Here is a 24,897-nt window from a genome sequence, read left to right on the forward strand (position 1 = left end):
TCACGGATTCCAATTGCCGCAAAACCAGTCTAGAAAAACCTGTTTCTTCCTGCCCTGTCGCCTGCCATGGAGCCCGCGATGACGACACTTGAAAATCCCGAAATGCAAGCGCAACTTCTGTCCGCAGCCCTGCCCTATATGCAGCGCTACGAGAACAAGCATGTCGTCGTGAAATATGGCGGTCACGCCATGGGCAATCCGGAACTGGGCAGGGCTTTCGCACGGGACATCGCGCTTTTGAAGCAGTCGGGCGTAAACCCGATCGTCGTGCATGGCGGCGGCCCGCAGATTCAGGCCATGCTGACCAAGCTCGGCATCGAATCCCGCTTTGAAGGCGGCTTGCGCGTCACCGACGAAAAGACCGTCGAAGTGGTGGAAATGGTTCTGGCCGGTTCCATCAACAAGGAAATCGTCGCCCTCATCAATGCGGAAGGCGAATGGGCGATCGGGCTTTGCGGCAAGGATGGCAACATGGTCTTCGCGCAGAAGGCGCACAAGACTGTCCTCGACCCGGATTCCAACATCGAGAAAGTGCTGGACCTCGGCTTCGTCGGCGAACCGGCGGAAGTGGACCGCACCCTGCTCGATTTGCTGGCTCGCTCCGAAATGATCCCGGTCATTGCGCCGGTCGCGCCGGGCCGCGACGGCCACACCTACAACATCAATGCCGACACTTTTGCAGGCGCGATTGCCGGTGCGCTCGCCGCAACGCGCCTCCTGTTCCTGACCGATGTTCCGGGCGTTCTCGACAAGGACAAGAACCTCATCAAGGAATTGTCGGTTGCCGATGCGCAGGCGCTCATCAAGGACGGCACGATTTCCGGCGGCATGATCCCCAAGGTGGAAACCTGCATCGACGCCATCCGCCGCGGCGTGGAAGGCGTTGTCATCCTCAACGGCAAGACCCCGCATTCGGTGCTGCTGGAGCTTTTCACCGAGCATGGCGCCGGCACGTTGATCGTGCCGTAAGGAAAAAACTATGACCGATATTCCGGACAGAGCTGCCTTCGCCCACGTCACGGACTGGGTGTTCGACCTCGACAACACGCTCTACCCGCACGCCGCCAATCTGTTTGCGCAGATCGACGTGAAGATGACGAGCTATGTCGAGGCCCTGTTGAACCTGCCGCGCGACGAAGCGCGCAAGATTCAAAAGCAGTTCTATCTGGAATATGGCACCACGCTGAAAGGCTTGATGGAGTGCCATCAGATCGACCCGGACGACTTTCTGCAAAAGGTCCATGATATCGACTATTCCTGGCTCACCCCAAATCCGGCGCTCGGGGAGGCAATCAAAGCGCTGCCGGGCCGTCGCTTCATCTTCACCAACGGTGATCGCGGCCATGCCGAACGCGCGGCGCGCCAGCTCGGAATCCTCGACGATTTCGACGATATTTTCGATATTGTCGCGGCCGGCCTGATGCCGAAGCCGGAACGGGCCACCTATGACCGTTTCCTCGGCGCTTTCGGTGTCGATGCGGGCAAGGCCGTGATGTTCGAGGACCTTGCCCGCAATCTCGTCGTGCCCAAGACCCTCGGCATGAAGACGGTTCTGGTGGTGCCGAACAATTTTGAGCCCACATTTTCCGAAATATGGGAAAGCGATCCCGAGTTCACCGATCAGGTGGACTATGTGACCGACAACCTGACCCTGTTTCTGGAAGAAATTATTGCGCGACGATAGGCATTTCACCGGTCTGGAAAAGCATATCGACGAGGCAGCCCATCGCCTGCTCGATAATCTGCCCCGTCACCGGATCAGCGATGCGCTGATCGAATTTCTGGTTTTCGGATTGAAACAGGCATGGGCCTGCCTTTTCGGCGGCGCGATGCTGGCGCTCATCATCGTCACCCGCTGGTTCTGGCCGGATGGCGGCGCGGGGTTCATAACACGCTATGATTTCCTGTTTCTCTTCGCGCTCGCGATCCAGCTTGCCATGCTGGTTTTCAAGCTGGAAGCGTGGGAGGAAGCCAAGGTCATCCTCATCTTCCATGTCGTCGGCACGGCGATGGAAGTGTTCAAGACCCATGCCGGTTCATGGGTCTATCCGGAAGAAAACTTCTTCCGCATTGGCGGCGTGCCGCTTTTCTCTGGCTTCATGTATGCGGCTGTCGGCTCCTATATGGCGCGCATCAATCGCATCTTCGATATAAGGCTGAACCACTATCCGCCGCTTTGGATGACCGTGGTTCTGGCTGCCGCGATCTATATCAATTTCTTCGCGCACCACTTCATCTGGGACATGCGCTGGCTGCTGTTCGCCGCAACCTTTGCCCTTTTCTGGCGCACCACCATGCATTACCGCGTCTTCCGCTTCCGGCACAAAATGCCGCTGCTGGTGGCCTTCCTGCTGACCTCGCTTTTCATCTGGATCGCCGAAAACATCGGCACATGGTCGAAAGCATGGCTTTATCCCAACCAGCGCAACGGCTTTGAACTGGTATCGATGAGCAAGCTCGGCTCGTGGTATCTCCTGATGATTATCTCCGTCGTGCTGGTGACCCTCGTTCACCGCCCACGGCCCTACATCACGAAGTCAGCTACTGATTCATCAGCTAGAAGCTAACTAAATACCCGAAGTGCAACGCTGGAAATCAAGTCCCCGATCGATACTGCAAAATATACTGCGAGATATAGAAAGACGCCGGTAACACTTAGGCTCAGTAACCAATTTGAGTTGCGCCCTTTTTCGGTCAATCCTTCGATCTGTCTCTCAAGGAACCAAGCAACCAAATAGAGAACTCCCGTAACGAAAGCTAAGAAAGCCAAAGCAGAAGAAGACTGTGGGTTATTGTGTACGACGCCTGACACAATGGCAATGCCAAACCATCCCCATACCTTCCACATGGCATCAATAAATTTCCTAAATGAATAACAGAAGTTCGAAAGGCTATCCCAATACTGAGTATTGCTCATAGTTTTCTCTCCGTTTTAGAAACATTAACTGATAGCATTAGATAACAGAAAAATGAATACGTAAATCGGTGAGTATTAGGAGGCCATGTGCCTCCTAATATAGGGCCTCCAATCAGAGCTTGTAGAAATCCTTGATGAGGTCCCATGCTTCGTCGGCGGTTTCGACAAAGTTCAAGAGCTCGATATCGGCGGGCGAAATCGTGCCCTGCTCGGCCAGAAACTCGATATTGATCGCCTTGGTCCAGAACGCCTTGCCGAACAGGATCAGCGGCATACGCTCCATGCGATTGGTCTGGATCAGCGTCATCGCCTCGAAAAGTTCATCCATGGTGCCAAAGCCGCCGGGGAACACGCAGATCGCCTTGGCCCGCATCAGGAAATGCATCTTGCGGATCGCGAAATAATGGAAGTTAAAGCAGAGATCGGGCGTGACATAGGTGTTTGGCGCCTGTTCGTGCGGCAGCACGATATTGAGGCCGATGGTCGGCGCGCCGACATCGGCGGCGCCGCGATTGCCCGCTTCCATCACGCCGGGACCGCCGCCCGTCACCACGATGAATTCGCGATAATAGGTCGTGGCGGAATATTCGGAGCAAAGCCGCGCGAATTTGCGCGCTTCCTCGTAATATTGCGCGTTGGCTTCAAGGTTCTTTTTCTGCACCTCGTTCTTGGCTGCCCAGGCCTTGCCGCCGGGCTCTGGAATGCGCGCCCCGCCGAACATGACCACGGTGGACTTGATGCCGCGGTCGGCCAGAATCATTTCCGGCTTCAGAAGCTCCAATTGCAGACGCACCGGGCGCAAGTCACGCCGGGTCATGAAGTCGTCGTCGGTGAATGCAAGCCGATAGGCAGGCGCTTCGGTCTGCGGCGTCTGCGGTACGGTGCGCGCCTGCTTGACCGCATCCTCGGAATTGGGGAACGGCGTCCAGCCGGACTTCTCCATCGGGTTCATGCTACTCACCTGCTCTTTCATTCCGCCATGCAAAGAATTGAACATTCATTCTGGCGCTAAATGCTTAATCTGTCTCAAACGTGGCGCCGCAATCGGATCACGAACGAGATTGACCCTCATGGCGCCATCGCTTAATCAATTTCCCAGCAAACGGGCTGGACCTCTCCCGCCTGCCTTCCGCCGCCCCATCATGGAGACCGCACCTTATGACCAAGCCAGACCTCGCCTCCCTTGAGAAGACAATCGACAAGGCTTTCGACGAGCGCGACGGCATCAATACGGCAACGCGCGGTGAAGTGCGCGATGCCGTCGAACAATCGCTCATTCTGCTCGACCGCGGTGAAGCCCGTGTCGCAGAAAAACAGGCGGACGGCAACTGGCATGTCAACCAATGGCTGAAGAAAGCGGTTCTGCTCTCCTTCCGCCTCAACCCGATGGAAGTCATCAAGGGTGGCCCCGGCCAGTCGTCCTGGTGGGACAAGGTTCCTTCAAAGTTCGACGGATGGACGGCCAACGAGTTTGAAAAGGCTGGTTTCCGCGCCGTGCCGAACTGCGTCGTGCGTCACTCGGCCTATATCGCGCCGAACGCGATCCTCATGCCTTCCTTCGTCAATCTCGGCGCCTATGTCGGCGAAGGCACGATGGTCGACACCTGGGCGACGGTCGGCTCCTGCGCGCAGATCGGCAAGAATGTCCATCTTTCCGGCGGCGTGGGCATTGGCGGCGTGCTGGAGCCGATGCAGGCTGGCCCGACCATCATCGAGGACAATTGCTTCATCGGCGCGCGTTCGGAAGTCGTTGAAGGCTGCATCGTGCGCGAAGGCTCGGTCCTCGGCATGGGCGTCTTCATCGGCAAGTCCACCAAGATCGTGGACCGCGCCACTGGCGAGGTCTTCTACGGCGAAGTGCCGCCCTATTCCGTCGTCGTTGCAGGCACCATGCCGGGCAAGAACGTTCCGGGCGAAAACTGGGGCCCAAGCCTCTATTGCGCCGTCATCGTCAAGCGCGTCGATGAAAAAACCCGCTCCAAGACGTCGATCAACGAATTGCTGCGCGACTGACTAGAGCATTTCCAGCAAAAGTGTGAAACGGTTTTGCGTTCGGAAATGCGGAAAAACAAATGGATAGAGCGGTTCCAACGATTCCGTCAAAATAGGAACCGCTCTAACAATACGTCATCCGAAAAGAAAAAGGCGAAGCTTGCGGGCTCCGCCTTTTTCATTTGAACCTGGTCGCCCCTTCGGATGGCACAATGCCTCTGATCCGGGCAGTCCGGGGAGACATTGAAGCCATCCTCCGGGGAGATTCCTGATTGCGGCCTTGACCGCCTTTCGGCATTCCCTCGGCCATCCCGTGCGTGAGGGGGGAAACGCAAGGGATGGCCTGGGGATTTCCAGCTGTCAGAAAGAATTAGTTCTGATAGCTGGCCGGGGAAGCGTCGCCGAAGCGATGAGCCGAACCGTTCTGATAGACCGGCGCAGACTGGCGAATGGAAGCCGGAGCGGTGTAATCGATATTGCCAAGCGCAACGGGAGCCTGGCCAGGCTCCATGAAAGCCTTGTCCTGGGCTGCCATATTTGCAGGCTCGCCAACGTAAGGGTTTTCGGCATAGGCAGCACCGGCGCTAAGAGCGACAGCAAGGGCTGCGAGAGCAAATTTTTTCATGTGTATATTCCTTTTCTTTATAGCGTCCCCGACATCGGTTTTGACCGATCGCACCATTTCGAGCTCATAGGGGACATTGGTTAGCTGGGCCTTCGTGGCCCTGCCCCGCAATGTCAGGCACATCTGGGAGGAAATGCACCGACACTTCGGGACTGTTCATGCGTGACCCACCAGGGCCGGAGGACCAAAAGTCCGAAGGAACTCTTAGTTCTCGTATGAGGAAGGCGATGCGTCACCGAAGCGATGAGCAGAGCCGTTCTGATAGACCGGAGCCTTCTGGATCGATGCAGGAGCCGTGTAGTCAACCTTCTCGGACGCAACCGGGGTGCGGTCGTTCGCGTAAAGATCGGCGGGCTCGCCAACACGCGGGTTTTCAGCAAAGGCGGCGCCGGCGGTAAGAGCAAGGGCAGCGGCAGCAAGAACAATCTTCTTCATTTTCCTATCTCCTTGGAAGTGGAGCGGCGTTTTGTTCGTCGTTCCGATGCAGTTGAAATGGGTGACAATGAGCAAAAGTTCCAGTCACGAAAACGTTTTCTTGATCACACCTTCGTGCAGCCAATTTTACGGGTCATAAATTCAGATTCAAAAATAAATAAAAGGAATCAAAGATTTATAATGAGCATAGGTCTTCACAAAACCGTTGTGAAAGAGTTTTTGTTCAAAAAGCGCGAACAGTCTGTCCGAATATATTGTCCAATGGGAGTGAACAATGAGAGGATTTTCGCAACTCTCGCTTTTTGGCGGCCGAGCAACTGAAAACAAAAAGCCGCATCGAAATGCGGCTTGATGAGGAGTGAACCGGCGTTGGGCGGAGCGCTATCGGTCAGTTCCTGGCGACGGCGACAGACCGTCCGACGATGGAAACCCATTGGCCCGAATTGGCCGGCGACTGCATCTTTATATAGCGGTACGATGTCTTCTCGACCGGCAGCACTTCGTCGCGCAGATTGTCGAGAATATAATCACCGTGATCCGTGCGGGCGGTCAGGATGACATGCGGCTCGCTGCCCTGCACCATGGTGATAAGCAGCAATGACGGGCTGATGCCGCGCGCCATGAGCTGCGCCCTCTTCATCAGCACATAGTCCTCGCAATCGCCCTTGCCGTTGACCGGAAGCGTCCAGTAATCGCGCTTGCCGTAATTGTCCTGATCGGAGACCGGCTTGATGCGGTGATTGACGGAGCTGCTGACCGATTGCAGCAGCTTCATGCGCTGCGGGGTGAGCTTCATCGGCGGCAGGACGCGATGCGCGCCGCAATCGCGCTTGTTGCGATCGCAATAATCCTTGTGTCCGTAAGGAATGCTTGTAAGCCCGCCTGCCTCACTCCATTGCGCGGCTTTGGCCGGCATCGCCGCCCCGCCGAAGAACACCATCATGCCTGCTATCGCAGAAGTGACAAAACGCATGCGCAATTTCCCATTTTTAAAAGAGTTCCCGTTGACCGGCCCTTTGCGGGTCTCGTTATCAACTCTTTTTTAACTAACGATGACAGTGCCCCTTCGGTCAAGGAAATTTCGTTCCCAAATTGAAACCGGGCGAGAAAAACAAGTGAAAGGCGAAACATCGCCTCCCACGCACAACCGCCGCCGTCTACGACACCATGTTCCGAAAACCGCTTCGCACTTTTCGGGATGCCGGTTGCCTCCACGCGCATCTTGTTCCGAAAACCGCTTCGCACTTTTCGGGATGCGCGATAATCTCGCCACCAGACGATTCCCTTTTCACAAAGTCCCGATCCCATGAGTTTAGCCATTAATCCCGCCGATAATCTTGCCGCCCTGATCCGCTGCCCGTCTGTCACGCCCGCCGAGGGCGGCGCCCTGACGGCGCTGGAAGCCATGCTGAAGCCGATGGGATTTTCGGTGGAGCGGCCCGTCTTCCGCGATGAAGGCACGCCCGATATCGAAAATCTCTATGCCCGCAAGTCAGGCAATGGCCCGCATCTGATGTTCGCAGGCCATACCGATGTCGTGCCGCCCGGCAATGAAGGCGACTGGAAGCACCCGCCCTTCTCCGCCGCCATCGAGGACGGCGTGATGTACGGTCGCGGCGCGGTGGACATGAAAGGCGGCGTCGCCTGTTTCGTCGCAGCCGTTGCCCGCCACATCGAAAAGCATGGCAGCATCAAGGGCAGCGTTTCCTTCCTGATCACCGGCGACGAGGAAGGCCCGGCCATCAATGGCACGGTCAAGCTTCTCGACTGGGCAAAACAGCGCGGCGAAAGCTGGGATGCGTCCATCGTCGGCGAGCCGACCAATCCGAACGCGCTCGGCGACATGATCAAGATCGGACGGCGCGGCTCGCTGTCAGGCACCATCACCGTCCACGGCGTGCAGGGCCATGCCGCCTATCCGCATCTGGCCGAAAATCCGGTGCGCGGAATCACAACACTGGTCGACAGCCTGCTTTACCCGGCTTTCGATGAAGGCACGGCAGATTTTCAGGCCAGCAATCTGGAAGTCACGACCATCGATGTGGGCAACAAGGCCACCAATGTCATCGCGAACAAGGCAACCGCCTCGTTCAATATCCGCTTCAACGACACATGGACGGCAGAAACCTTGCAGGCCGAAATCGTGGCGCGCCTCGAAAAGGCCGCCCGCGACGATCGCCTGCGCCCGGGGCGCGAAACGCCGATCAATTATGAACTGACCTGGCGCGAGCATCCGAGCCATGTGTTCCTGACCCGCGACGAGAAGCTGATCGGCACGCTGACCGCATCGGTGGAGGCAGTGACCGGCAAGCGCCCGGAACTGTCGACCTCTGGCGGCACCTCCGACGCCCGCTTCATCAAGGATTACTGCCCGGTGGTTGAGTTTGGCCTTGTCGGGCAGACCATGCACATGGTTGACGAGCGCGTGGCCCTTGCCGACCTTGAAGGCCTGACACAGATTTATGAGCGCTTCATCGCCGATTTCTTTGAGCCAGTTTCTTTGGATAGAGCATAGCCCCGGACAGTCGCACGACCTGTCCGCCCGGATTATGCGAAAGTTTGGGAATCTCATGCCAAGCCTGGACGATATTTTCAGATATTTCTGGGGCGTCTGGAAAATGATGCTCGGGCGCAAGGAAGGACTGGATCATCTCGACGTTTCTGCCGAGAGCTTCTGGTCGTCATTCTATGCGATAGCCGTTGCGCTGCCGCCAATGTTCGCAAGCTGGGTGGCCTATGCGGCGAACCTGGCGGCGGGTCGCGAGGAAGCGGGCCTGCGCTTTGCCATCGTCACCCGCGCCGCCTTCGTGGACATCGCGGCCTGGGTCATCCCGCTCGTCATCGTCGGCCTTGTCGCCAGGCAAATCGGCATCGCCAAGCGCTATGCGGCCTTCGTGATTGCCACCAATTGGGGCAGCGCGCTCATTGCATGGATCTTCGCGCCCATCACATTGCTGCAACTGTTCTTTCCCGGACGGACCGATGTGTCGACATTGTTCGCCTTCATCATGTTCGGCATATCCATCGTTCTGAGCTACCGGCTCACATTCGTCGCGCTGCAGCGGCCTCATGCCTATGCCGCGCCGTTCTTCGCCTGCATCTTCTTCGGCTCGCTGTTCCTGACTGTCCTGCTGCAGCAATTGCTCGGGATCGGCTTTGATCCGCAGTCGTATTAGGAAGCATGGACTCTTGAGAGACCATACTTCCTAAAACGGGAAGGCGTAATCGACGCCGACAAGATAAAGCCCATAGGGCGGGGCAACCTGCCCGCAAGCCTTGCGGTCTCTGGCTTCCAAGGCAGCCTGCAAATCATCCGCTGTCCAGCGCCCTACGCCCACTTCCATCAGGCTGCCCGCAAATGACCTGACCTGATTGTGCAGGAAGGACCGCGCTGAAACGCGCATCTCAACATAATCGCCATTGCGGGTGACATCCAGCCGGTCGAGCGTCTTGACCGGGCTCTTGGCCTGGCATTGCGTGGCGCGAAACGTCGTGAAATCGTGCTCGCCCAACAGCCGCTTCGCCGCTTCATGCATTGCATCGGCGTCAAGGCGTTTCTGCACCCACCACGCGCGCTGATAATCGATGGCCAGGGGCGCACGGCGATTGTGGATGCGATAGAGATAATGCCGGGCGCGTGCCGAAAAACGGGCGTCGAATGTGTCGGTCGTCTTCTCGACATTCAGAATGCTGACGCGCTCATCCGCCATGACCAGATGCGCATTGACCGCATCGCGCACCTTGCCCGCGTCCCAGTCCTTGGCAAGGTCGACATGGGCAACCTGTGCTGTCGCATGAACGCCCGCATCGGTGCGCCCGGCGGCGCTCAATGTCAGGTCCTCGCCACAGAACTTCTTGAATGCCAGCTCGATGGCATTCTGCACCGCATGGCCGTTTTCCTGCCGCTGCCAGCCGACATAGGGCGTGCCGTCATATTCGACAGTGAGCTTGTAGCGCGGCACCGCTTACAGAACCTTCGTGACCTGTGCGCCACGCAGAAATTCCTGCGCAGGCAATGGCTTGCCGCCGGAACGCTGCAGCGTGACGAGCCGGACGGCGCCCTCGCCGCAGGCAACCGTCAGCCGATCATCCAGCACCGCGCCCGGTTCGCCCCTGCCCTCGCCCAAGGTGGAGCGCTGCAGTTTCACGCGCTCGACAGCGCCGTTGATTTCCATCTCGCACCACGCGCCCGGAAAAGGCGACAGGCCGCGAATGGTGTTGTGCACGTCCTTTGCAGGCTTCGACCAGTCTATGCGCGCCTCGGCCTTGTCGATCTTGGCGGCATAGGTGACGCCTTCTTCCGCCTGCGGCTGCAAGGCAAGGCTTTCCCGCTCCAGCGCGCCCAGCGCGCGGATCATCAGGTCGGCCCCGATCATGCTCAGGCGATCATGCAGCTCGCCCGCCGTCATGTCCGGCGTGATGGCAATCTTTTCCGCCATGGCAACCGGCCCGGTATCGAGCCCCGCATCCATCTTCATGATCATCATGCCGGTTTCCGCATCGCCCGCCATGATGGCGCGCTGGATGGGAGCGGCACCGCGCCAGCGGGGCAAAAGCGAGGCATGGCCATTATAGCAACCAAGACGCGGCGCATCGAGAATGGCCTGCGGCAGCAGCAGGCCATAGGCCACCACAATCGCGACATCAGCTTCGAGACTTGCGAAAACCGCCTGCTCTTCCGGGCTCTTGAGGCTCTTCGGCGTGAACACCGGAATGCCGAACTGCTCGGCCTTTTCATGCACCGGCGACTTGGTCAGCTCCAGACCTCTGCGGCCCGCCGGACGCGGCGGCTGCGTATAGACCGCAACAACCTCATAACCGTGACCGATAATGGCGGTGAGGATCGGCACGGAAAATTCCGGCGTCCCCATGAAAACGACACGCATTAAAGCACTTTCCCGGATGCGCGCTGGCTGGCTAGCTTCTTGAACTTCTTGATGACCATATCGCGCTTGAGCTTGGAAATATGGTCGATGAAGAGCACGCCGTTCAGATGGTCGATCTCATGCTGCAGGCAGGTGGCCATCAGCCCGTCGGCTTCCATGGACTGCGGCTTGCCGTCGGCATCGAAATACTCGACCTTGACCGTCGCGGGGCGCTCCACCTCGGCATAATAATCCGGGATTGAAAGACAGCCCTCTTCATAGGTGCCGCGCTCGTCGGAAGACTGCACGATCGTCGGATTGACGAAGACATGCGGCGCCTTCGGCTCGCCTTCCTTGGCGAGATCGATGACGAGCATGCGGATCGGTTCGCCCACCTGAATGGCGGCAAGGCCAATGCCCGGCGCATCATACATGGTGTCGAACATGTCGCCGGCAAATTTGCGCAGCTGGTCGTCAAAGCGTTCCACAGGCGCGGAAACCTGACGCAGGACGGGATCGGGAAGGATGACAAGCGGTTTTACAGACATGCGCTTCACGTAATCGCTCGCATGGGAATCGTCAATTACACTTTGCAAAATGTTCCCGTTTTGATCTCATCAAGGCGATACGAATCAGCTAAGCTCTTCCCATGGAAAACCAAAATCTCTTGAATGAGCCGCTTCTGCAGCTCGGCGCCACATCCTTCACGCTCGGCAATATCCTGCTGGCGGGCATTGTCGTGCTGGTGCTGTGCCTCTGCCTTTTTCTGATCGCGGCGGCGCGTTCCGCCCGGCTTCGCGCAGTTGCGGAAGCGCAGGCCGAGGACCGCGCCCGCGACGCGGAATATCGCATGGCGGAAATCCTGAAAGCCCAAGCAGAAATGCAGGGTCGCATGCAGACCATGGCGGAAGTATTCGGCTCACGGCAGGCGGAATTGAATCAGTCGATCCGCGAACGGCTCGACGGCATGACGCACCGCATCGGCCAGACCATGACCGAGCAGACGCGCTCGACCCACGAGAACCTTGCCAAATTGCAGGAGCGCCTCGCCGTCATCGACACGGCGCAGAACAATATCCAGTCGCTCGCCGGTCAGGTGGTACAATTGCAGGCGATCCTCGCCAACAAGCAGACGCGCGGCGCTTTCGGCCAGTCGCGGATGGAGGCGATCATTGCCGACGGCCTGCCGCAGGGCGCCTACGAATTTCAGGCAACGCTTTCCAACAGCACCCGGCCCGATTGCCTTGTGCGTATGCCCAACAACGCGCCCTCACTGGTGATCGACGCGAAATTCCCGCTTGAAGCCTGGAATGCCATGCGCGAGACCGAACAGGCGGAGGCGCGCAAGGTGGCAGTCGCCCAGTTCCGCCGCGATATGGAAATCCATATCAAGGATGTGTCCGACAAATATCTGATCCCCGGCGAAACGCAGGACACTGCCTTCCTGTTCGTGCCGTCGGAATCGATCTTTGCGGATATTCACGAGCATTTTGAGGCGCTCATCCAGCGCGCGCACCGGGCGCGGGTGGTGATCGTCTCGCCGTCGCTGCTGATGCTCTCCATTCAGGTCATTCAGGCTATTCTGAAAGACGCCCGGATGCGCGAGCAGGCGCATGTCATTCAGGGCGAAGTGATCCGGCTGATGGAAGATGTGGGCCGCCTCGACGAGCGCGTGCGCAAGCTGCAGACGCATTTCGCGCAAGCCAACAAGGATATTGACGATATTCTGGTCTCTTCCAGCAAGGTAACGAAACGCGGCGCGAAGATCGAGGCGCTGGAGTTCGGCCCTGCGCCCACGGAGGAACCTTCACGCCCACAGGCCAGACCGACCGAACCGGGTCAGCTACGTTTGCGTGTCGTGGATGAAGACTAACCGCATTCCAAGCGGGTCAGCGAATTTGCAGACCCGCTATTCGGACTTCGGCTTATTGTCCGAATGACCGAGATCACGCTCCGGCCAGACCAGATCACGCACGCGCTGCTTCAACACCTTGGCTTCCGGAAAACCGCCATCGCGCTTGCGTTCCCAGATGAGTTCTTCACTGCCATCAGGCATTTGAACGCGGATTTCAAAAACCCCGCCCGTGCCCGGACGTAGAGCCACTTCCGCCAGATCCTGCCCGAAAGTTTGCAACAGTTCCTGCGCCATCCACGCCGCCCGCAACAGCCAGTTGCATTGAGTGCAATAGGTGATGGATATGCGGGGATGTTCGGACATGTGAACTAGTACCTCGTCCAATATTGATAGAGAACTTCAATTATATTAGCATATGCAAATATTAGAATGATATAATTTAAAGAACTGCTCTTTAAGCTCAAAAAAAATACCCTATATTATTCTAGTTATATTCGAACGGAGCCCTCATGCCCAATTTCGGAATTTCCTCTTTTCTCAAAATATTACACCTAAACGAAAAGCCTCAAAAGACAGAAATTCGAGGCCGCCTTGAACCAAAGACTGGCGGCGGCTACGATTTCCATGGAAGCGTTAGAAGACTCTGTACTGAAATCGCTCTAAACGACGGCGACCCAGCATTAGTGATTGGCCATATAAAGGATATTAAGAAAGCAGCCGAGCGCAATTCGGCTCGTTTAGGCCTTCAAGCTTTTCTTGAATGGAGAAAACATAATCTTTCAGAAGTATCTACCGCAACAAATGTTACTTATCAAAGCCCTAAAGATTTATTCAAAGTAACATTCAAGCCGAATTTCAGTATGATCGACAGTAACGGCGTCACTGCAGTGCATATCTGGAATACCGCTAAACCAAAACTTGACGATCATTTTGTCCGAGCAACACTATCCATATTTCCAGAACTGTATACAGAAAATAAACCCGATGACCTTGCTGTCCTCTGCTTGCGATCGCAGCGATTAATCCGGCTTGGCCAACCAGACGCAAAGCTGCAAGCGCTCGGAAACATTCTGATCAATAAAATTGAACGAATTATTTCTGAGATAAACGAGGGCGGCGACCGAAAACCTCGGGACATTGGAGAACATCCAACGCCCCCCCGATTCCATTAAACATAATGTGCCTGCCCGAAATGGGCAGGCACTCAATCATCGCCCATCTTGAGCGCCTGAATAAAGGCCTCCTGCGGGATTTCGACCTTGCCGAACTGGCGCATGCGCTTCTTGCCTTCCTTCTGCTTTTCCAGAAGCTTGCGCTTGCGCGTCACGTCGCCGCCGTAGCACTTGGCCGTCACGTCCTTGCGCAGCGCCGAGATCGTCTCGCGCGCCACGATGCGGCCGCCAATCGCCGCCTGGATCGGAATCTTGAACATGTGCTGCGGGATCAGCTCTTTCAGCTTTTCGCAGAGCGCGCGACCGCGCTTTTCCGCAGCCGAACGGTGCACCAGCATCGAAAGCGCGTCCACCGGCTCTTCGTTAACGAGGATCGACATCTTGACCAGATCACCCTCGCGGTAATCCGAAAGATTGTAATCGAACGAGGCATAGCCCTTCGAGATCGACTTGAGGCGGTCGTAGAAATCGAACACCACTTCGTTGAGCGGCAGATCATAGGTGATCATGGCGCGCGGCCCGACATAGGTCAGGTCGATCTGGATGCCGCGGCGCTCCTGGCAAAGCTTCATGATCGCGCCGAGATAATCATCCGGCGTCATGATGGTTGCCTTGATCCAGGGCTCCTCGATCGCGCTGATCTTCACCACATCCGGCATATCGGCCGGATTGTGGAGTTCCTTCTCGGTGCCGTCCGTCATTTTCAGGCGATAGACAACCGAAGGCGCGGTCGTGATGAGGTCGAGATTGAACTCGCGCTCCAGACGCTCCTGAATGATTTCCAGATGCAAAAGGCCGAGGAAGCCGCAACGGAAGCCGAAGCCAAGGGCCGCAGAGGTTTCCATTTCGAACGAGAACGACGCATCGTTGAGGCGCAGCTTGCCCATGGCAGCGCGCAGGTCCTCGAAATCCGCCGCATCGACCGGGAACAGGCCGCAGAACACAACCGGCTGCGCGGGCTTGAAGCCGGGCAGCATCTTTTCGGTCGGGCGGCGATCTTCGGTGATCGTATCGCCAACGCGGGTGTCGGCCACTTCCTTGATGGACGCGGTGATGAAGCCAAGCTCGCCGGGGCCGAGTTCGTCCACCTGAACCATTTTGGGCGTGAATACGCCGGTGCGTTCCACCGGATATTTCGCGCCCGTGCCCATCATGCGGATGGTCTGGCCCTTCTTGAGCACGCCATCGATGATACGCACCAGAACGATGACGCCAAGATAGCTATCATACCAGCTATCGACCAGCATGGCCTTCAGCGGCGCGTTGCGGTCGCCTTCCTTCGGCGCGGGCAACTGCGTGACGATGGCTTCCAGCACATCTTCAATCCCGAGGCCGGTCTTGGCGGAAATATGCACGGCCTGCGCCGCATCGATGCCGATGACTTCCTCGATCTGCTGCTTCACGCGCTCAGGCTCGGCGGCGGGCAGGTCGATCTTGTTCAGCACGACCACGATTTCGTGGTTGTTGTCGATGGCCTGATAAACGTTCGCCAGCGTCTGCGCTTCCACGCCCTGTGAGGCATCCACCACCAGAAGCGAACCTTCGCACGCCGCCAGCGAGCGCGAGACTTCATAGGCAAAGTCGACGTGGCCGGGCGTGTCGATCAGGTTCAGCACATAATCTTCGCCGTTCTTCGCCTTGTAGGAAAGACGGACGGTCTGCGCCTTGATGGTGATGCCGCGCTCGCGCTCGATATCCATCGAGTCGAGGACCTGATCCTTCATCTCACGCGTATCCAGCCCGCCGGTCAACTGAATGAGGCGGTCGGCCAGCGTCGATTTGCCGTGGTCGATATGGGCGACGATCGAAAAATTGCGAATATGGTCTAGTGGTGTGCTCATGCGCGCGATTTAACAGCAAGATGCCAAATTTCAAAGGAGTATTCGCGCCAAAAGGCGGGAAAACCGGCAGCTTTCGCAATCGTGACAACAAGTCCCCTTTGCCTTGTGGCAAAAAGGCGATAAATCACCGCTCGAATAGCGTGCTTTCATGCAGGAGTTTAGGATGAAGACCGAACCGAACGAAGTCCACAACAGGCCGAAACTGGTCACCGTTTTCGGCGGCTCCGGCTTTGTAGGGCGTGCGGTCGTCGCGGCTCTCACCAAGCGCGGCTATCGCGTGCGTGTCGCCGTGCGCAAGCCGGAAATCGCCTATTACATGGCCCCGCTCGGCAATGTCGGCCAGATCCAGATGGTGCAGGCCAATGTACGCCATCGCGGCTCGGTGGAGCACGTGATCAAGGGGGCCGATCATGTGATCAACCTCGTCGGCATTCTGTCCGAAAGCGGCCGCCAGCGCTTCAACGCCGTTCAGGTGCTGGGCGCGAAAAACATTGCCGAAGCCGCCAAGGCCGCAGGCATCCGCATGACGCATGTGTCCTCGCTTGCAGCCGACGCCAATTCGCCGTCGGATTATGCGCGCACCAAGGCGGAAGGCGAAAAGGCCATCCTTTCCGTCCTGCCGGATAGCGTGATCCTCCGTCCGTCGATCATTTTCGGCCCCGAAGACCGCTTCTTCAACCGCTTCGCCAATATGGCGCGCTTCTCGCCTTTCCTGCCGGCAATAGGCGGCGGCGAGACAAAACTCCAGCCGGTCTATGTCGGCGACGTGGCGGAAGCCGTGGCGCTTGCTGTCGATGGCAAGCTGGCGGCAGGCGGCATCTATGAGCTGGGCGGCCCGGATGTGCAGCCGTTCAAGAACTGGATGAAGGACATGCTTGGCGTCATCGGGCGCAAGCGCGCGATCCTCTCCATGCCATGGTGGGTTGCCCGTTTGCAGGCGTCGGTCCTCGGCCTGCTGCCGAACCCGATGCTCACCAACGATCAGGTGACGCTGCTGAAATTCGACAATGTGGTTTCCGAAAAGGCCATCAAGGAAGGCCGCACATTGCAGGGCATCGGCATCACGCCGGAAAGCGTCGACGCCGTGCTGCCATCCTATCTGTGGCGCTACCGCGTCGCCGGACAATACACCAAGACCGGCTTTGCGTGATCCATAGCCGCAGCGGAAACGAACAAGGGGCCTCGCGGCCCCTTTTTGCTGTCCGGCTCACAGGCTTTTTGTCCGCTACGCGGACCGCACCTCATCCCCAGATCAACAGCGCCGCCATTCCAAGCGCACCGACGATCAGACGCCACCAGGCAAACAGCTTGAAGCCGTGGCGAGACACATAGTCGAGCAGATAGCGCACGACGAAAACGCCGGAGATGAAGGCCATCACGAAGCCGACCCCGATCAGCGCCCCGTCGTTGAACGACAGTATATCGCGGCTCTTATAGAGGTCATAGGCAAAAGCGCCTGCCATGGTGGGCATGGCGAGGAAGAAGGAAAACTCCGCCGCCGAACGCTTGTCCGCCCCCAGCAGCAGCGAGCCGACGATGGTGGAGCCGGAACGCGACACGCCCGGTATCATGGCAAGGCACTGGATGAAGCCGATGGCAAGGCACATGGGCAGCGGATAATCCATCACATCGTGATAGCGCGGGCGCAGATTGAGCTGGTCCACCCAGAGCAGGATGAACCCGCCGATGATCAGCATGACGCAGACCAGCATCGGCGTTTCAAACAGCACGCTCTTGATGAAGCCATGCGCCAGCGCGCCGATGACGGCCGCAGGCAGGAAAGCGACCAGAATGCCGAAAACGAAGCGCCGCGTGCGGGCATCGCGGGGGAAATCAGCGAGGATTTTCAGAAGTTTCGCCGAATAGACCGTCAGAATGGCCAGAATGGCGCCGAGCTGGATCAGCACCTCGAAGGTCTTTCCTGTGGATTCAAAACCCAGAAAATGCCCGACCAGCAGCAAATGTCCGGTGGAGGAAACCGGAATAAATTCGGTCAGACCTTCGATAAGACCGAGAAATGCAGCTTCCAGAAGATTGAAAATATCCATGAAGTCAGTACCTTGGGATAGTGGGCACGGCGACGGGTTAAAAAGGCGGATCGGGATAGCGGGCCATCGGCTGAAAACACGCATTTCCAGCGATTGCTTGTCTCACGCAAACATAGCCCTTATAGACTTTATATTCCGTTGAGGCGGCTTCGAATCGCTTGATAGCAGGAAATAGCCTGCTGCATGCGCAAACGCCAGCCGCCGTGCAAACTCCGGACGTTCAATTCAAGCTTCAGTCGAGAGTCTCGCGTCGATCATGCTTACGCTTTTTCATCATCCCATGTCTTCGGGTTCGCGCTATGTGCGGCTCATCCTCGGCGAATATGGCGTTGAAGCGGAACTTATCGAGGAACGGCCGTGGTCGCGCCGCAAGGAATTTCTGGCGCTGAACCCGGCGGGAACCCTGCCAGTGCTCCTGGCCGAAAACGACCTGCCGGTCGTCGGCGCGACGGTGATCGCCGAATATCTGGACGAGACGCGCGGCGCATTGAAGCGCAGCCGCCGCCTCCTGCCGGAAAGCCCGATGGAGCGCGCCGAAGTGCGTCGTCTGGTCGACTGGTTCCTGCTGAAATTCGAGAATGAAGTGACGCGCCACATTGCCCGCGAACGTGTGTTCAAGCTGCAAATGGCGGCAGAGATGGGCGGCAGCGCGCCGGATTCGACCGCCATCCGCGCCGCCCGCACCAATATCCGCCAGCACATGAAATATATCGACTGGCTGGCGGCGACCCGCGACTGGCTTGGCGGCGCGCATCCAAGCTACGCCGACATGGCGGCGGCGGCCTCCATTTCCGTGCTCGACTATCTGGGCGAAATCGAATGGGGCGAAACCAAAGCGGCGCGTGACTGGTATGCCCGCATGAAGTCGCGCCCGGCTTTCCGCCCGTTACTCTCCGACCGCGTGCGCGGGCTTGCCCCGGTGGCCCATTATGGCGACCTCGATTTCTGATAGCCGCGAACAGAAACTCAAGCGCTTCCTGATCGAAGAGGCGAAGGCGGTGGGTTTCGACGCCGTTGCCTTCACCACGCCCGATGCAATTCCGCAAGCCCCCGAACGGCTGCGGCAATATATTGCCGACGGCCATCATGCCGACATGGAATGGATGGAGGAAACCGAAGCCCGCCGCGCCGATCCGAGCGTGCTGTGGCCGGAAGTCCGCTCCATCATGATGCTGGCCATGAATTACGGGCCGGACGCCAATCCGCTCGCCATTCTGGACAAACGAGATCGCGCAGCCATCTCGGTCTATGCGCAGAACCGCGACTATCATGGCATTATCAAGGGCAAGCTGAAACACATCGCGAGCCGCTTCGCCGCGCGCGCCGGGCAGGACGTCAAGGTGTTTGTCGACACCGCGCCCGTCATGGAAAAGCCGCTCGCGCAAGCCGCCGGTCTCGGCTGGCAGGGCAAGCACACCAATCTGGTAAGCCGCGAGCTTGGCTCATGGCTGTTTCTCGGCTCGATTTTCACCACGGCGGAAATCCCGCCCGACGAGCCTGATCGCGACCATTGCGGCTCGTGCCGCGCCTGTCTCGACGCCTGCCCGACCAAGGCTTTTCCCTCGCCCTATCGCATCGATGCGCGGCGCTGCATTTCTTATCTCACCATCGAGAACAAGGGGCCGATCCCGCAAGAGTTCCGAAAAGCCATCGGCAACCGCATTTATGGCTGCGACGACTGCCTTTCCGTCTGCCCGTGGAACAAGTTCGCGCAGGCGACCAGCGAAATGAAGCTGAAAGCCCGTGACGACTTGAAAGAGCCGCATCTGGCCGATCTTCTGGCGCTGGATGACCCGGCTTTCCGCACGCTTTTTTCCGGCTCGCCGGTAAAGCGGATCGGGCGCGACCGCTTCATCCGCAATGTGCTGATCGCCGCTGGAAATTCCGGTGATGCCGCGCTTCTGCCGAGTGTCGAACACCTGCTGGAGGACGCAGCGCCGGTCGTGCGCGGCGCGGCGATATGGGCCTTGAAGCAACTGGCAAGCCCCGATCATGTTGCCGCCAAGCGGAAACGTCTGGCCTCATCCGAAGAGGATGCTACGGTACAGGCCGAGTGGAATATGGAGGAAGTCTGATGCGCATTTTTCTGTTCGGAGCCGGTTATTCCGCCCAAGCCTTTGCTCAAAGGATGGCCGGTGAAGCTGAACGCATCGACGGAACCACACGGCACGAGCAGAAATTTCCCCTCCTTGAACAGGCAGGCATAAAGCCGCTGCTTTTCGATGGTGAGACGCCCTCGCCGAACCTTCTGGACCGGCTTGCCCAATCGACCCATGTGGTCGTTTCAATCTCTCCCGGCGAAAGCGGCGATCCCGCCGTCGCCGTGGTTGAGGAAGCGCTTCGCCGTCCCGACAACACCATCCGCTGGATCGGCTATCTGTCGACGGTCGGCGTCTATGGCGACCATCAGGGCGCGTGGGTGGACGAAACCACAGCCTGCAAGCCTGCCTCCCGCCGCAGCCTTGAGCGCGTCGAAGCCGAAAAGGCATGGGGGCAATTGAGCGAACGGCATGGAACACCGCTGGCGATCTTACGTCTCTCTGGCATTTTCGGGCCGGGCCGCAACGCCTTCATCAATCTGGAACGCGGCAACGCACGGCGCATCGTGAAAAAGGACCAGGTCTTCAACCGCATCCATGTCGGTGACATTGCCGGTTCCTTGCGCTTTCTGGCAGGCACCGACACAGGCGGCATCTTCAACATCACCGACAATGAACCAAGCCCGCCGCAGGATGTCGTCACCTATGCGGCGGAATTGATGGGCGCGACGCCGCCGCCGGAAGTCCCCTTCGAGGAGGCCGATCTGACGCCGATGGCGCGTTCCTTCTATGGCGAGAACAAACGCGTCTCCAACCGCCGCATCAAGGATCTCGGTTACGAATTTGCCTATCCCGACTACCGGACAGCCTTTTCGGCCATGTGGCGCGAGGATAGCTGGCGCTGAAGCCGTGCTGCTGCTAAAAGCAAGCCTGCAACCGAACCGGGACAACACAGAATGAGCAGTACCGAACTCGCAACCAGATAAGCCGCAACAGCCTTTCCGACCTGTTGCGGCGTCTGCCCCGGACCAACTTCCCTTAAAACGCATCCCGACGATGCGCGTTTATAAAAGGCAGACAGCCGCCCGATTTTCCTCGAGCGGATGCTTAGTCATGCCTTTTGATAACAAACAAACTCCTCAGTGGAGCTATTCCCTGCCGTTCGCGCTGGCGCTGATGGCTCCTTTCGACATTCTCGCCTCGCTGGCCATGGACATCTACCTGCCGGTGGTGCCGTCCATGCCCTCAATCCTGCAAACAACACCCGCCATGGTGCAGCTCACCCTCAGTCTCTACATGGTGATGCTGGGCGTCGGGCAATTGCTGTTCGGCCCATTGTCGGACCGTTTCGGACGCAGGCCGGTCCTCATTGGCGGCGGGCTGGTTTTCGCCCTTGCGTCTTTCGCCCTGGCGATCACCGACAATGCCACGCTATTTGTGGCGCTTCGCTTCGTGCAGGCAACGGGGGCGTCGGCGGCGCTGGTCGCCACTTTCGCAACTGTCCGCGACGTTTATGCGACGCGTCCCGAAGGGGCGACGATCTATGGCCTGTTCAGCGCCATGCTTTCCTTCGTCCCGGCGCTTGGGCCGATTGCCGGCGCACTGATTGCAAAGGGTTTCGGATGGCGGGCAATCTTCGCCACGCTCGGACTGTTCGGCCTCGCCGCAACGTGGCGCGCCTTGCGCCACTGGCACGAGACACGACCGAGCAGCACTGCGCCAGCAGCCGGAAGTCTTGGCCGGATCGTGAAGGACTTTTCGTTCTGGACCTATACGCTCGGATTCGCGACAGCCATGGGCACGTTCTTCGTTTTCTTTTCCACCGCACCGCGCATTCTGATCGAACGCGGCGGCTTTGGTGAAACCGGCTTCAGCTTCGCCTTTGCCAGCGTTGCCGTCGTCATGATCGCCGCCACGCGTATCCTGCCCCGCCATACGCAGAAATGGGGCGCGCGCATCAGCGTGGCGCTGGGCATGGCGACGCTGCTTGCAAGCGCCCTGCTTCTGGGCCTCGGCGAGACATTGCTCAAGCCCTCGTTCCTGAGCCTTATCGTCCCGATGTGGCTTGCCGCTGTCGGCATCGTTCTCACCGCATCGATGACTGCCAACGGTGCGCTTGCCGCCTTTGATGACAGTGCGGGCATGGCGGTCGCGGTCTATTTCTGCATCCAGAGCCTGATCGTCAGCCTTGCTGGAACAGCACTTGTCATCTTCCTGCCCGGTGATACCGCATGGCCCCTGATCGCCTTCTGCACGGCGATGCCATTGCTGGTTTTGACCTTGCTGGCAAGGCTGCGGCAGCGCTGAACGAAATGGCGGTCGGCAGCACAAACTGTCGACCGCCATTGAAGCCCCGCCGTTGACACAGCATAATGCCCGCAATCCGGCTGCCTTGATTCGCAGCCGCAGCGCCCTTTGGCAAAACTGGAATTGCCCCATGATCGCAAACAGCCCCAAGATCGCAAACAGATTGAAGAAGTTCGTTCTCGCAGCTTCGCTGGCCGCAATGATCGCGCCCGACTTCGTGCCCATGGCCGCGGCGGAAGACATGCCCGCCAAACAGGCATTTGGCGCGCAAGTGCTGCCGGTGCTTACGCAAGAGCCGCAATCCATCGGCTTTTATGCGAAGGGATGCCTCACCGGTGCCGTGGCCCTGCCGACCGACGGACCAAACTGGCAGGTGATGCGCCTTTCGCGCAATCGCCGCTGGGGCCATCCGCGCATGATCGGCCTTCTGGAAAAACTGTCCCGCGATGCGGCAAAGGACGGCTGGCCCGGCCTGCTCGTCGGCGACATTTCGCAGCCGCGCGGCGGCCCGATGCTGACCGGCCATGCCTCGCATCAGGTCGGCCTCGATGCTGATATCTGGCTGACGCCGATGCCGAAAAAACGTTTTACCGACGCCGAGCGCGAGAGCGTGTCAGCCGTATCGATGCTGCAAAAAGATTCGCTCTATGTCGATCCGAAGAAATGGACCCCTGCCCGCACGGCCCTGCTGAAACACGCCGCAAGCTATCCGGAAGTGGAGCGCATCTTCGTGCATCCCGGCATCAAGAAGCAGCTTTGCGACACGGTGACCGGCGACAGAAGCTGGCTCGGAAAGGTTCGCCCCTATTGGGGTCATTTCTACCATTTCCATGTGCGCCTGACCTGTCAGCCCGGATCGCCCGAGTGCAAGGCACAGCCGAAGGTGCCTGCCGGTGACGGCTGCGACAAGTCTCTCGCCTGGTGGTTCACCGATGAACCGTGGAAGCCCGCCAAGCCATCGAAGGAACCGCCGAAAAAGCCGCGTCCGGTGATGGTCTCCGATCTGCCGAAGTCTTGCGCCGCCGTACTGAACGGCCCTGCGCCGAATTCGATCGCGGACGTCACCTACGGCGCGCAGTGAGGCTTTTGCCACTTTTCAGGTCTTTGGCGCTTCGCTATAGACTTAAAACGATTTAGAAAGCCGGAGCGGTTCCGTTGGAACAGAACCGTTGAACCGCCCCGGCTCTGTACTCCATCGCATTTTCCCTACGCAAAACCGTTTCACACTTTTGCTGGAAATGCTCTAGGTTTCATCGCATTGTCCCACGCAAAACCGTTTCACACTTCTGCTGGAAATGCTCTAATGACAAGGTTATCAGCTCACAAGGTTGCTCATTCATGACGGAACGCCTGCGCATCGCATTGATCGCCCACGACCAGAAGAAGGACGACATGGTCGCCTTCGCAAAAGCGCATGAGCAGGCGCTGTCGCGCTATGACATTGTGGCGACGGGAACGACCGGCGGCCTCATTCTGGATGCCTGCCCTTCACTGCGCATCCAGCGCGTGAAAAGCGGGCCGCTCGGCGGCGACCAGCAGATTGGCGCGATGATCGCGGAGGGCACGGTGGAAGTGCTCATTTTCTTCATCGACCCGCTGTCGCCGCTTCCGCACGATGTCGACGTGAAGGCGCTGACGCGCCTCGGCAGCGTCTATGACATTCCGATGGCGCTCAATCGTGCGACTGCCGAAAGGCTGATCAAGGCGCTTGATTGATCAGGCGCGACCAACCAGCAGGCGAAAAGATGACCAGGGAGAGGACATGCTAGCGACTATCGACGCCGAACAGGGGTTCCGGTTTCCAGTGCTCGTCGGCGATATCGGTGGAACCAATGCCCGTTTTGCCATTCTCGTGGATTCCAATGCGGAACCGAAGGAGTTTCCCGTTCTCCAGACGGCGAATTACGCCACAATCGATGAGGCGATACAGAGCGCCATTCTCGACCACACCTCGATCCGTCCGCGTTCCGCCATTCTGGCTGTAGCCGGTCCCGTCGACGGGGATGAGATCGACCTCACCAATTGCGACTGGGTGGTGCGCCCGAAAAAGATGATCGCCGATCTCGGCTTCGAGGACGTAACCGTGCTGAACGATTTCGAGGCGCAGGCGCTCGCCGTCGTGTCTCTCGGCAGCGATCATCTGGAACAGATCGGCGGCAAGCCCGACGAGGTGATCGCTACCCGCGTCGTACTTGGACCGGGAACGGGGCTTGGCGTTGCCGGGCTTGTCCGCACGCGCCATGCCTGGGTGCCGGTGCCGGGCGAAGGCGGCCATATCGACATCGGCCCGCGCACGACACGTGACTATGAGGTCTTCCCGCATATCGAGCGCATAGAGGGCCGCGTTGCTGGCGAACAGATTCTTTGCGGGCGCGGACTGCGCAATCTCTATCTGGCCATATGCGCCGCCGACAAGGTGACGCCGACGCTGGAAACCCCCGCCGATATTACATCAGCCGGGCTCGACGGCAGCAATGCGCAAGCCGAGGAAACCCTGCATCTGTTCGTCACCTACCTAGGACGGGTGGCAGGCGATCTGGCGCTGATCTTCATGGCGCATGGCGGCGTCTATCTTTCCGGCGGCATTCCGCAGCGCATCCTTTCCGCGCTGAAAGCCGGTGCCTTTCGCGAGGCTTTTGAGGACAAGGCCCCGCATAAGGCCATCATGCGCGACATTCCTGTCCGCGTGATCACGCACCAGCTTGCCGCCCTTACCGGGCTTTCCGCCTTTGCGCAGGCCCCTGCCCGTTTTGAAGTCGCGACCGAAGGACGCCGCTGGCGCATCGACTGATCGGCAAAGC

At 58.6% G+C, this 24,897-nt stretch carries 27 protein-coding genes; 16 read left to right on the plus strand and 11 right to left on the minus strand.

What is annotated here, in order from left to right; genetic code table 11:
• The first annotated feature begins 78 nt into the window (after window positions 1-78).
• Genes argB through F9K78_RS02270 form a run of 3 tightly spaced genes read left to right on the plus strand, consistent with a single transcriptional unit; the run spans window position 79 to window position 2,567 of the window.
• A complete protein-coding gene (gene argB, locus F9K78_RS02260; RefSeq protein WP_121981702.1) occupies window positions 79-969 on the plus strand; it encodes an acetylglutamate kinase in 891 nt (296 codons plus the stop codon).
• Between the two features lie 10 nt (window positions 970-979).
• Window positions 980-1,684, plus strand: coding sequence for a pyrimidine 5'-nucleotidase (locus F9K78_RS02265; protein WP_121985849.1), 705 nt, complete (start codon window positions 980-982; stop codon window positions 1,682-1,684).
• Window positions 1,671-2,567, plus strand: coding sequence for a DUF817 domain-containing protein (locus F9K78_RS02270; protein WP_121985848.1), 897 nt, complete (start codon window positions 1,671-1,673; stop codon window positions 2,565-2,567). Before F9K78_RS02265 ends, F9K78_RS02270 begins: the two co-directional genes overlap by 14 nt.
• On the opposite strand, the gene F9K78_RS02275 is transcribed toward F9K78_RS02270, so the two are convergent.
• Complete coding sequence (locus tag F9K78_RS02275; protein ID WP_121985847.1) at window positions 2,564-2,917, minus strand: hypothetical protein; 354 nt, start codon at window positions 2,915-2,917, stop codon at window positions 2,564-2,566. The two genes, F9K78_RS02270 and F9K78_RS02275, sit on opposite strands and share 4 nt — an antisense overlap.
• A gap of 112 nt (window positions 2,918-3,029) precedes the next feature.
• A complete protein-coding gene (locus tag F9K78_RS02280; protein ID WP_151682037.1) occupies window positions 3,030-3,869 on the minus strand; it encodes an LOG family protein in 840 nt (279 codons plus the stop codon).
• Window positions 3,870-4,075: 206 nt separating this feature from the next.
• Here F9K78_RS02280 and dapD point away from each other — a divergent pair, with 206 nt between their 5' ends.
• The gene (gene dapD, locus F9K78_RS02285; RefSeq protein WP_121981698.1) at window positions 4,076-4,930 is read left to right on the plus strand and encodes a 2,3,4,5-tetrahydropyridine-2,6-dicarboxylate N-succinyltransferase; all 855 of its coding nucleotides are present in this window, start codon (window positions 4,076-4,078) and stop codon (window positions 4,928-4,930) included.
• A 349-nt stretch (window positions 4,931-5,279) separates the two neighbouring features.
• Here the strand turns inward: dapD and F9K78_RS02290 are convergent, their stop codons facing one another.
• The 3 genes from F9K78_RS02290 to F9K78_RS02300 all read right to left on the minus strand — a co-directional run bounded on the left by F9K78_RS02290 (window position 5,280) and on the right by F9K78_RS02300 (window position 6,909).
• Entirely contained in the window at window positions 5,280-5,534 is a 255-nt protein-coding gene (locus F9K78_RS02290; RefSeq protein ID WP_121985846.1) for a hypothetical protein, read from the minus strand.
• Between the two features lie 204 nt (window positions 5,535-5,738).
• Window positions 5,739-5,969, minus strand: a complete 231-nt coding sequence (locus F9K78_RS02295; RefSeq protein ID WP_121985845.1) for a hypothetical protein — start codon at window positions 5,967-5,969, stop codon at window positions 5,739-5,741.
• Between the two features lie 388 nt (window positions 5,970-6,357).
• Window positions 6,358-6,909 (minus strand): transglutaminase-like cysteine peptidase, encoded by a 552-nt coding sequence (locus tag F9K78_RS02300; protein WP_121986027.1) that lies wholly within the window; start codon window positions 6,907-6,909, stop codon window positions 6,358-6,360.
• A 366-nt stretch (window positions 6,910-7,275) separates the two neighbouring features.
• Between F9K78_RS02300 and dapE the strand changes: the two genes are divergently transcribed.
• On the plus strand, window positions 7,276-8,484 hold the full coding sequence (gene dapE / locus F9K78_RS02305; RefSeq protein WP_121985844.1) for a succinyl-diaminopimelate desuccinylase: 1,209 nt from the start codon (window positions 7,276-7,278) through the stop codon (window positions 8,482-8,484).
• A gap of 55 nt (window positions 8,485-8,539) precedes the next feature.
• Complete coding sequence (locus F9K78_RS02310) at window positions 8,540-9,145, plus strand: hypothetical protein (protein WP_121985843.1); 606 nt, start codon at window positions 8,540-8,542, stop codon at window positions 9,143-9,145.
• A gap of 30 nt (window positions 9,146-9,175) precedes the next feature.
• On the opposite strand, the gene truA is transcribed toward F9K78_RS02310, so the two are convergent.
• Genes truA through def form a run of 3 tightly spaced genes read right to left on the minus strand, consistent with a single transcriptional unit; the run spans window position 9,176 to window position 11,382 of the window.
• The gene (truA, locus tag F9K78_RS02315; RefSeq protein ID WP_121985842.1) at window positions 9,176-9,931 is read right to left on the minus strand and encodes a tRNA pseudouridine(38-40) synthase TruA; all 756 of its coding nucleotides are present in this window, start codon (window positions 9,929-9,931) and stop codon (window positions 9,176-9,178) included.
• 3 nt (window positions 9,932-9,934) lie between these two features.
• Complete coding sequence (gene fmt / locus F9K78_RS02320; protein WP_121981692.1) at window positions 9,935-10,855, minus strand: methionyl-tRNA formyltransferase; 921 nt, start codon at window positions 10,853-10,855, stop codon at window positions 9,935-9,937.
• Window positions 10,855-11,382 (minus strand): peptide deformylase, encoded by a 528-nt coding sequence (gene def, locus F9K78_RS02325; protein WP_121981691.1) that lies wholly within the window; start codon window positions 11,380-11,382, stop codon window positions 10,855-10,857. The genes fmt and def overlap by 1 nt, the downstream gene beginning before the upstream one ends.
• A gap of 101 nt (window positions 11,383-11,483) precedes the next feature.
• Between def and F9K78_RS02330 the strand changes: the two genes are divergently transcribed.
• Complete coding sequence (locus tag F9K78_RS02330; RefSeq protein ID WP_122066394.1) at window positions 11,484-12,707, plus strand: DNA recombination protein RmuC; 1,224 nt, start codon at window positions 11,484-11,486, stop codon at window positions 12,705-12,707.
• A 36-nt stretch (window positions 12,708-12,743) separates the two neighbouring features.
• On the opposite strand, the gene F9K78_RS02335 is transcribed toward F9K78_RS02330, so the two are convergent.
• Complete coding sequence (locus tag F9K78_RS02335) at window positions 12,744-13,052, minus strand: Rdx family protein (RefSeq protein WP_121985840.1); 309 nt, start codon at window positions 13,050-13,052, stop codon at window positions 12,744-12,746.
• Window positions 13,053-13,198: 146 nt separating this feature from the next.
• Between F9K78_RS02335 and F9K78_RS02340 the strand changes: the two genes are divergently transcribed.
• Window positions 13,199-13,861 (plus strand): hypothetical protein, encoded by a 663-nt coding sequence (locus tag F9K78_RS02340; RefSeq protein WP_144897094.1) that lies wholly within the window; start codon window positions 13,199-13,201, stop codon window positions 13,859-13,861.
• A 32-nt stretch (window positions 13,862-13,893) separates the two neighbouring features.
• On the opposite strand, the gene lepA is transcribed toward F9K78_RS02340, so the two are convergent.
• Window positions 13,894-15,702, minus strand: a complete 1,809-nt coding sequence (gene lepA / locus F9K78_RS02345) for a translation elongation factor 4 (RefSeq protein WP_122066393.1) — start codon at window positions 15,700-15,702, stop codon at window positions 13,894-13,896.
• A 163-nt stretch (window positions 15,703-15,865) separates the two neighbouring features.
• Here lepA and F9K78_RS02350 point away from each other — a divergent pair, with 163 nt between their 5' ends.
• Window positions 15,866-16,852, plus strand: coding sequence for a complex I NDUFA9 subunit family protein (locus tag F9K78_RS02350; protein WP_121981686.1), 987 nt, complete (start codon window positions 15,866-15,868; stop codon window positions 16,850-16,852).
• Between the two features lie 91 nt (window positions 16,853-16,943).
• On the opposite strand, the gene F9K78_RS02355 is transcribed toward F9K78_RS02350, so the two are convergent.
• Window positions 16,944-17,750, minus strand: a complete 807-nt coding sequence (locus tag F9K78_RS02355) for an undecaprenyl-diphosphate phosphatase (RefSeq protein ID WP_121981685.1) — start codon at window positions 17,748-17,750, stop codon at window positions 16,944-16,946.
• 256 nt (window positions 17,751-18,006) lie between these two features.
• Here F9K78_RS02355 and F9K78_RS02360 point away from each other — a divergent pair, with 256 nt between their 5' ends.
• The 7 genes from F9K78_RS02360 to F9K78_RS02390 all read left to right on the plus strand — a co-directional run bounded on the left by F9K78_RS02360 (window position 18,007) and on the right by F9K78_RS02390 (window position 24,887).
• Window positions 18,007-18,699: a glutathione S-transferase family protein gene (locus F9K78_RS02360; RefSeq protein ID WP_112585422.1), complete on the plus strand. Its 693-nt coding sequence runs from the start codon at window positions 18,007-18,009 to the stop codon at window positions 18,697-18,699.
• Window positions 18,680-19,825, plus strand: a complete 1,146-nt coding sequence (queG, locus tag F9K78_RS02365) for a tRNA epoxyqueuosine(34) reductase QueG (RefSeq protein ID WP_121985838.1) — start codon at window positions 18,680-18,682, stop codon at window positions 19,823-19,825. The genes F9K78_RS02360 and queG overlap by 20 nt, the downstream gene beginning before the upstream one ends.
• The gene (locus F9K78_RS02370) at window positions 19,825-20,694 is read left to right on the plus strand and encodes an SDR family oxidoreductase (RefSeq protein WP_151682038.1); all 870 of its coding nucleotides are present in this window, start codon (window positions 19,825-19,827) and stop codon (window positions 20,692-20,694) included. The genes queG and F9K78_RS02370 overlap by 1 nt, the downstream gene beginning before the upstream one ends.
• 208 nt (window positions 20,695-20,902) lie before the next feature.
• A complete protein-coding gene (cml, locus tag F9K78_RS02375) occupies window positions 20,903-22,096 on the plus strand; it encodes a CmlA/FloR family chloramphenicol efflux MFS transporter (protein WP_121985836.1) in 1,194 nt (397 codons plus the stop codon).
• Between the two features lie 130 nt (window positions 22,097-22,226).
• Window positions 22,227-23,177 (plus strand): penicillin-insensitive murein endopeptidase, encoded by a 951-nt coding sequence (mepA, locus tag F9K78_RS02380; protein ID WP_121985835.1) that lies wholly within the window; start codon window positions 22,227-22,229, stop codon window positions 23,175-23,177.
• Window positions 23,178-23,434: 257 nt separating this feature from the next.
• Window positions 23,435-23,812: a methylglyoxal synthase gene (locus F9K78_RS02385; RefSeq protein ID WP_021587119.1), complete on the plus strand. Its 378-nt coding sequence runs from the start codon at window positions 23,435-23,437 to the stop codon at window positions 23,810-23,812.
• Window positions 23,813-23,858: 46 nt separating this feature from the next.
• Entirely contained in the window at window positions 23,859-24,887 is a 1,029-nt protein-coding gene (locus F9K78_RS02390; protein WP_121985834.1) for a glucokinase, read from the plus strand.
• Window positions 24,888-24,897 lie beyond the last annotated feature (10 nt).

It is taken from the genome of Brucella pseudintermedia, assembly GCF_008932435.1.
Classification (GTDB): domain Bacteria; phylum Pseudomonadota; class Alphaproteobacteria; order Rhizobiales; family Rhizobiaceae; genus Brucella; species Brucella pseudintermedia.

Excerpts from the sequence above, each read along its gene's own strand:
- def (WP_121981691.1), bottom strand. The coding sequence starts at position 11,382 with ATGTCTGTAAAACCGCTTGTCATCCTTCCCGATCCCGTCCTGCGTCAG.
- F9K78_RS02340 (WP_144897094.1), top strand. The coding sequence starts at position 13,199 with ATGCCCAATTTCGGAATTTCCTCTTTTCTCAAAATATTACACCTAAAC.
- F9K78_RS02275 (WP_121985847.1), bottom strand. The coding sequence starts at position 2,917 with ATGAGCAATACTCAGTATTGGGATAGCCTTTCGAACTTCTGTTATTCA.
- F9K78_RS02310 (WP_121985843.1), top strand. The coding sequence starts at position 8,540 with ATGCCAAGCCTGGACGATATTTTCAGATATTTCTGGGGCGTCTGGAAA.
- lepA (WP_122066393.1), bottom strand. The coding sequence starts at position 15,702 with ATGAGCACACCACTAGACCATATTCGCAATTTTTCGATCGTCGCCCAT.
- F9K78_RS02335 (WP_121985840.1), bottom strand. The coding sequence starts at position 13,052 with ATGTCCGAACATCCCCGCATATCCATCACCTATTGCACTCAATGCAAC.
- dapD (WP_121981698.1), top strand. The coding sequence starts at position 4,076 with ATGACCAAGCCAGACCTCGCCTCCCTTGAGAAGACAATCGACAAGGCT.
- F9K78_RS02385 (WP_021587119.1), top strand. The coding sequence starts at position 23,435 with ATGACGGAACGCCTGCGCATCGCATTGATCGCCCACGACCAGAAGAAG.
- F9K78_RS02390 (WP_121985834.1), top strand. The coding sequence starts at position 23,859 with ATGCTAGCGACTATCGACGCCGAACAGGGGTTCCGGTTTCCAGTGCTC.
- queG (WP_121985838.1), top strand. The coding sequence starts at position 18,680 with ATGGCGACCTCGATTTCTGATAGCCGCGAACAGAAACTCAAGCGCTTC.
- F9K78_RS02290 (WP_121985846.1), bottom strand. The coding sequence starts at position 5,534 with ATGAAAAAATTTGCTCTCGCAGCCCTTGCTGTCGCTCTTAGCGCCGGT.
- F9K78_RS02330 (WP_122066394.1), top strand. The coding sequence starts at position 11,484 with ATGGAAAACCAAAATCTCTTGAATGAGCCGCTTCTGCAGCTCGGCGCC.
- mepA (WP_121985835.1), top strand. The coding sequence starts at position 22,227 with ATGATCGCAAACAGCCCCAAGATCGCAAACAGATTGAAGAAGTTCGTT.
- F9K78_RS02370 (WP_151682038.1), top strand. The coding sequence starts at position 19,825 with ATGCGCATTTTTCTGTTCGGAGCCGGTTATTCCGCCCAAGCCTTTGCT.
- argB (WP_121981702.1), top strand. The coding sequence starts at position 79 with ATGACGACACTTGAAAATCCCGAAATGCAAGCGCAACTTCTGTCCGCA.
- F9K78_RS02355 (WP_121981685.1), bottom strand. The coding sequence starts at position 17,750 with ATGGATATTTTCAATCTTCTGGAAGCTGCATTTCTCGGTCTTATCGAA.
- cml (WP_121985836.1), top strand. The coding sequence starts at position 20,903 with ATGCCTTTTGATAACAAACAAACTCCTCAGTGGAGCTATTCCCTGCCG.
- F9K78_RS02350 (WP_121981686.1), top strand. The coding sequence starts at position 15,866 with ATGAAGACCGAACCGAACGAAGTCCACAACAGGCCGAAACTGGTCACC.
- F9K78_RS02300 (WP_121986027.1), bottom strand. The coding sequence starts at position 6,909 with ATGGTGTTCTTCGGCGGGGCGGCGATGCCGGCCAAAGCCGCGCAATGG.
- F9K78_RS02265 (WP_121985849.1), top strand. The coding sequence starts at position 980 with ATGACCGATATTCCGGACAGAGCTGCCTTCGCCCACGTCACGGACTGG.
- dapE (WP_121985844.1), top strand. The coding sequence starts at position 7,276 with ATGAGTTTAGCCATTAATCCCGCCGATAATCTTGCCGCCCTGATCCGC.
- F9K78_RS02280 (WP_151682037.1), bottom strand. The coding sequence starts at position 3,869 with ATGAACCCGATGGAGAAGTCCGGCTGGACGCCGTTCCCCAATTCCGAG.
- F9K78_RS02295 (WP_121985845.1), bottom strand. The coding sequence starts at position 5,969 with ATGAAGAAGATTGTTCTTGCTGCCGCTGCCCTTGCTCTTACCGCCGGC.
- F9K78_RS02360 (WP_112585422.1), top strand. The coding sequence starts at position 18,007 with ATGCTTACGCTTTTTCATCATCCCATGTCTTCGGGTTCGCGCTATGTG.
- fmt (WP_121981692.1), bottom strand. The coding sequence starts at position 10,855 with ATGCGTGTCGTTTTCATGGGGACGCCGGAATTTTCCGTGCCGATCCTC.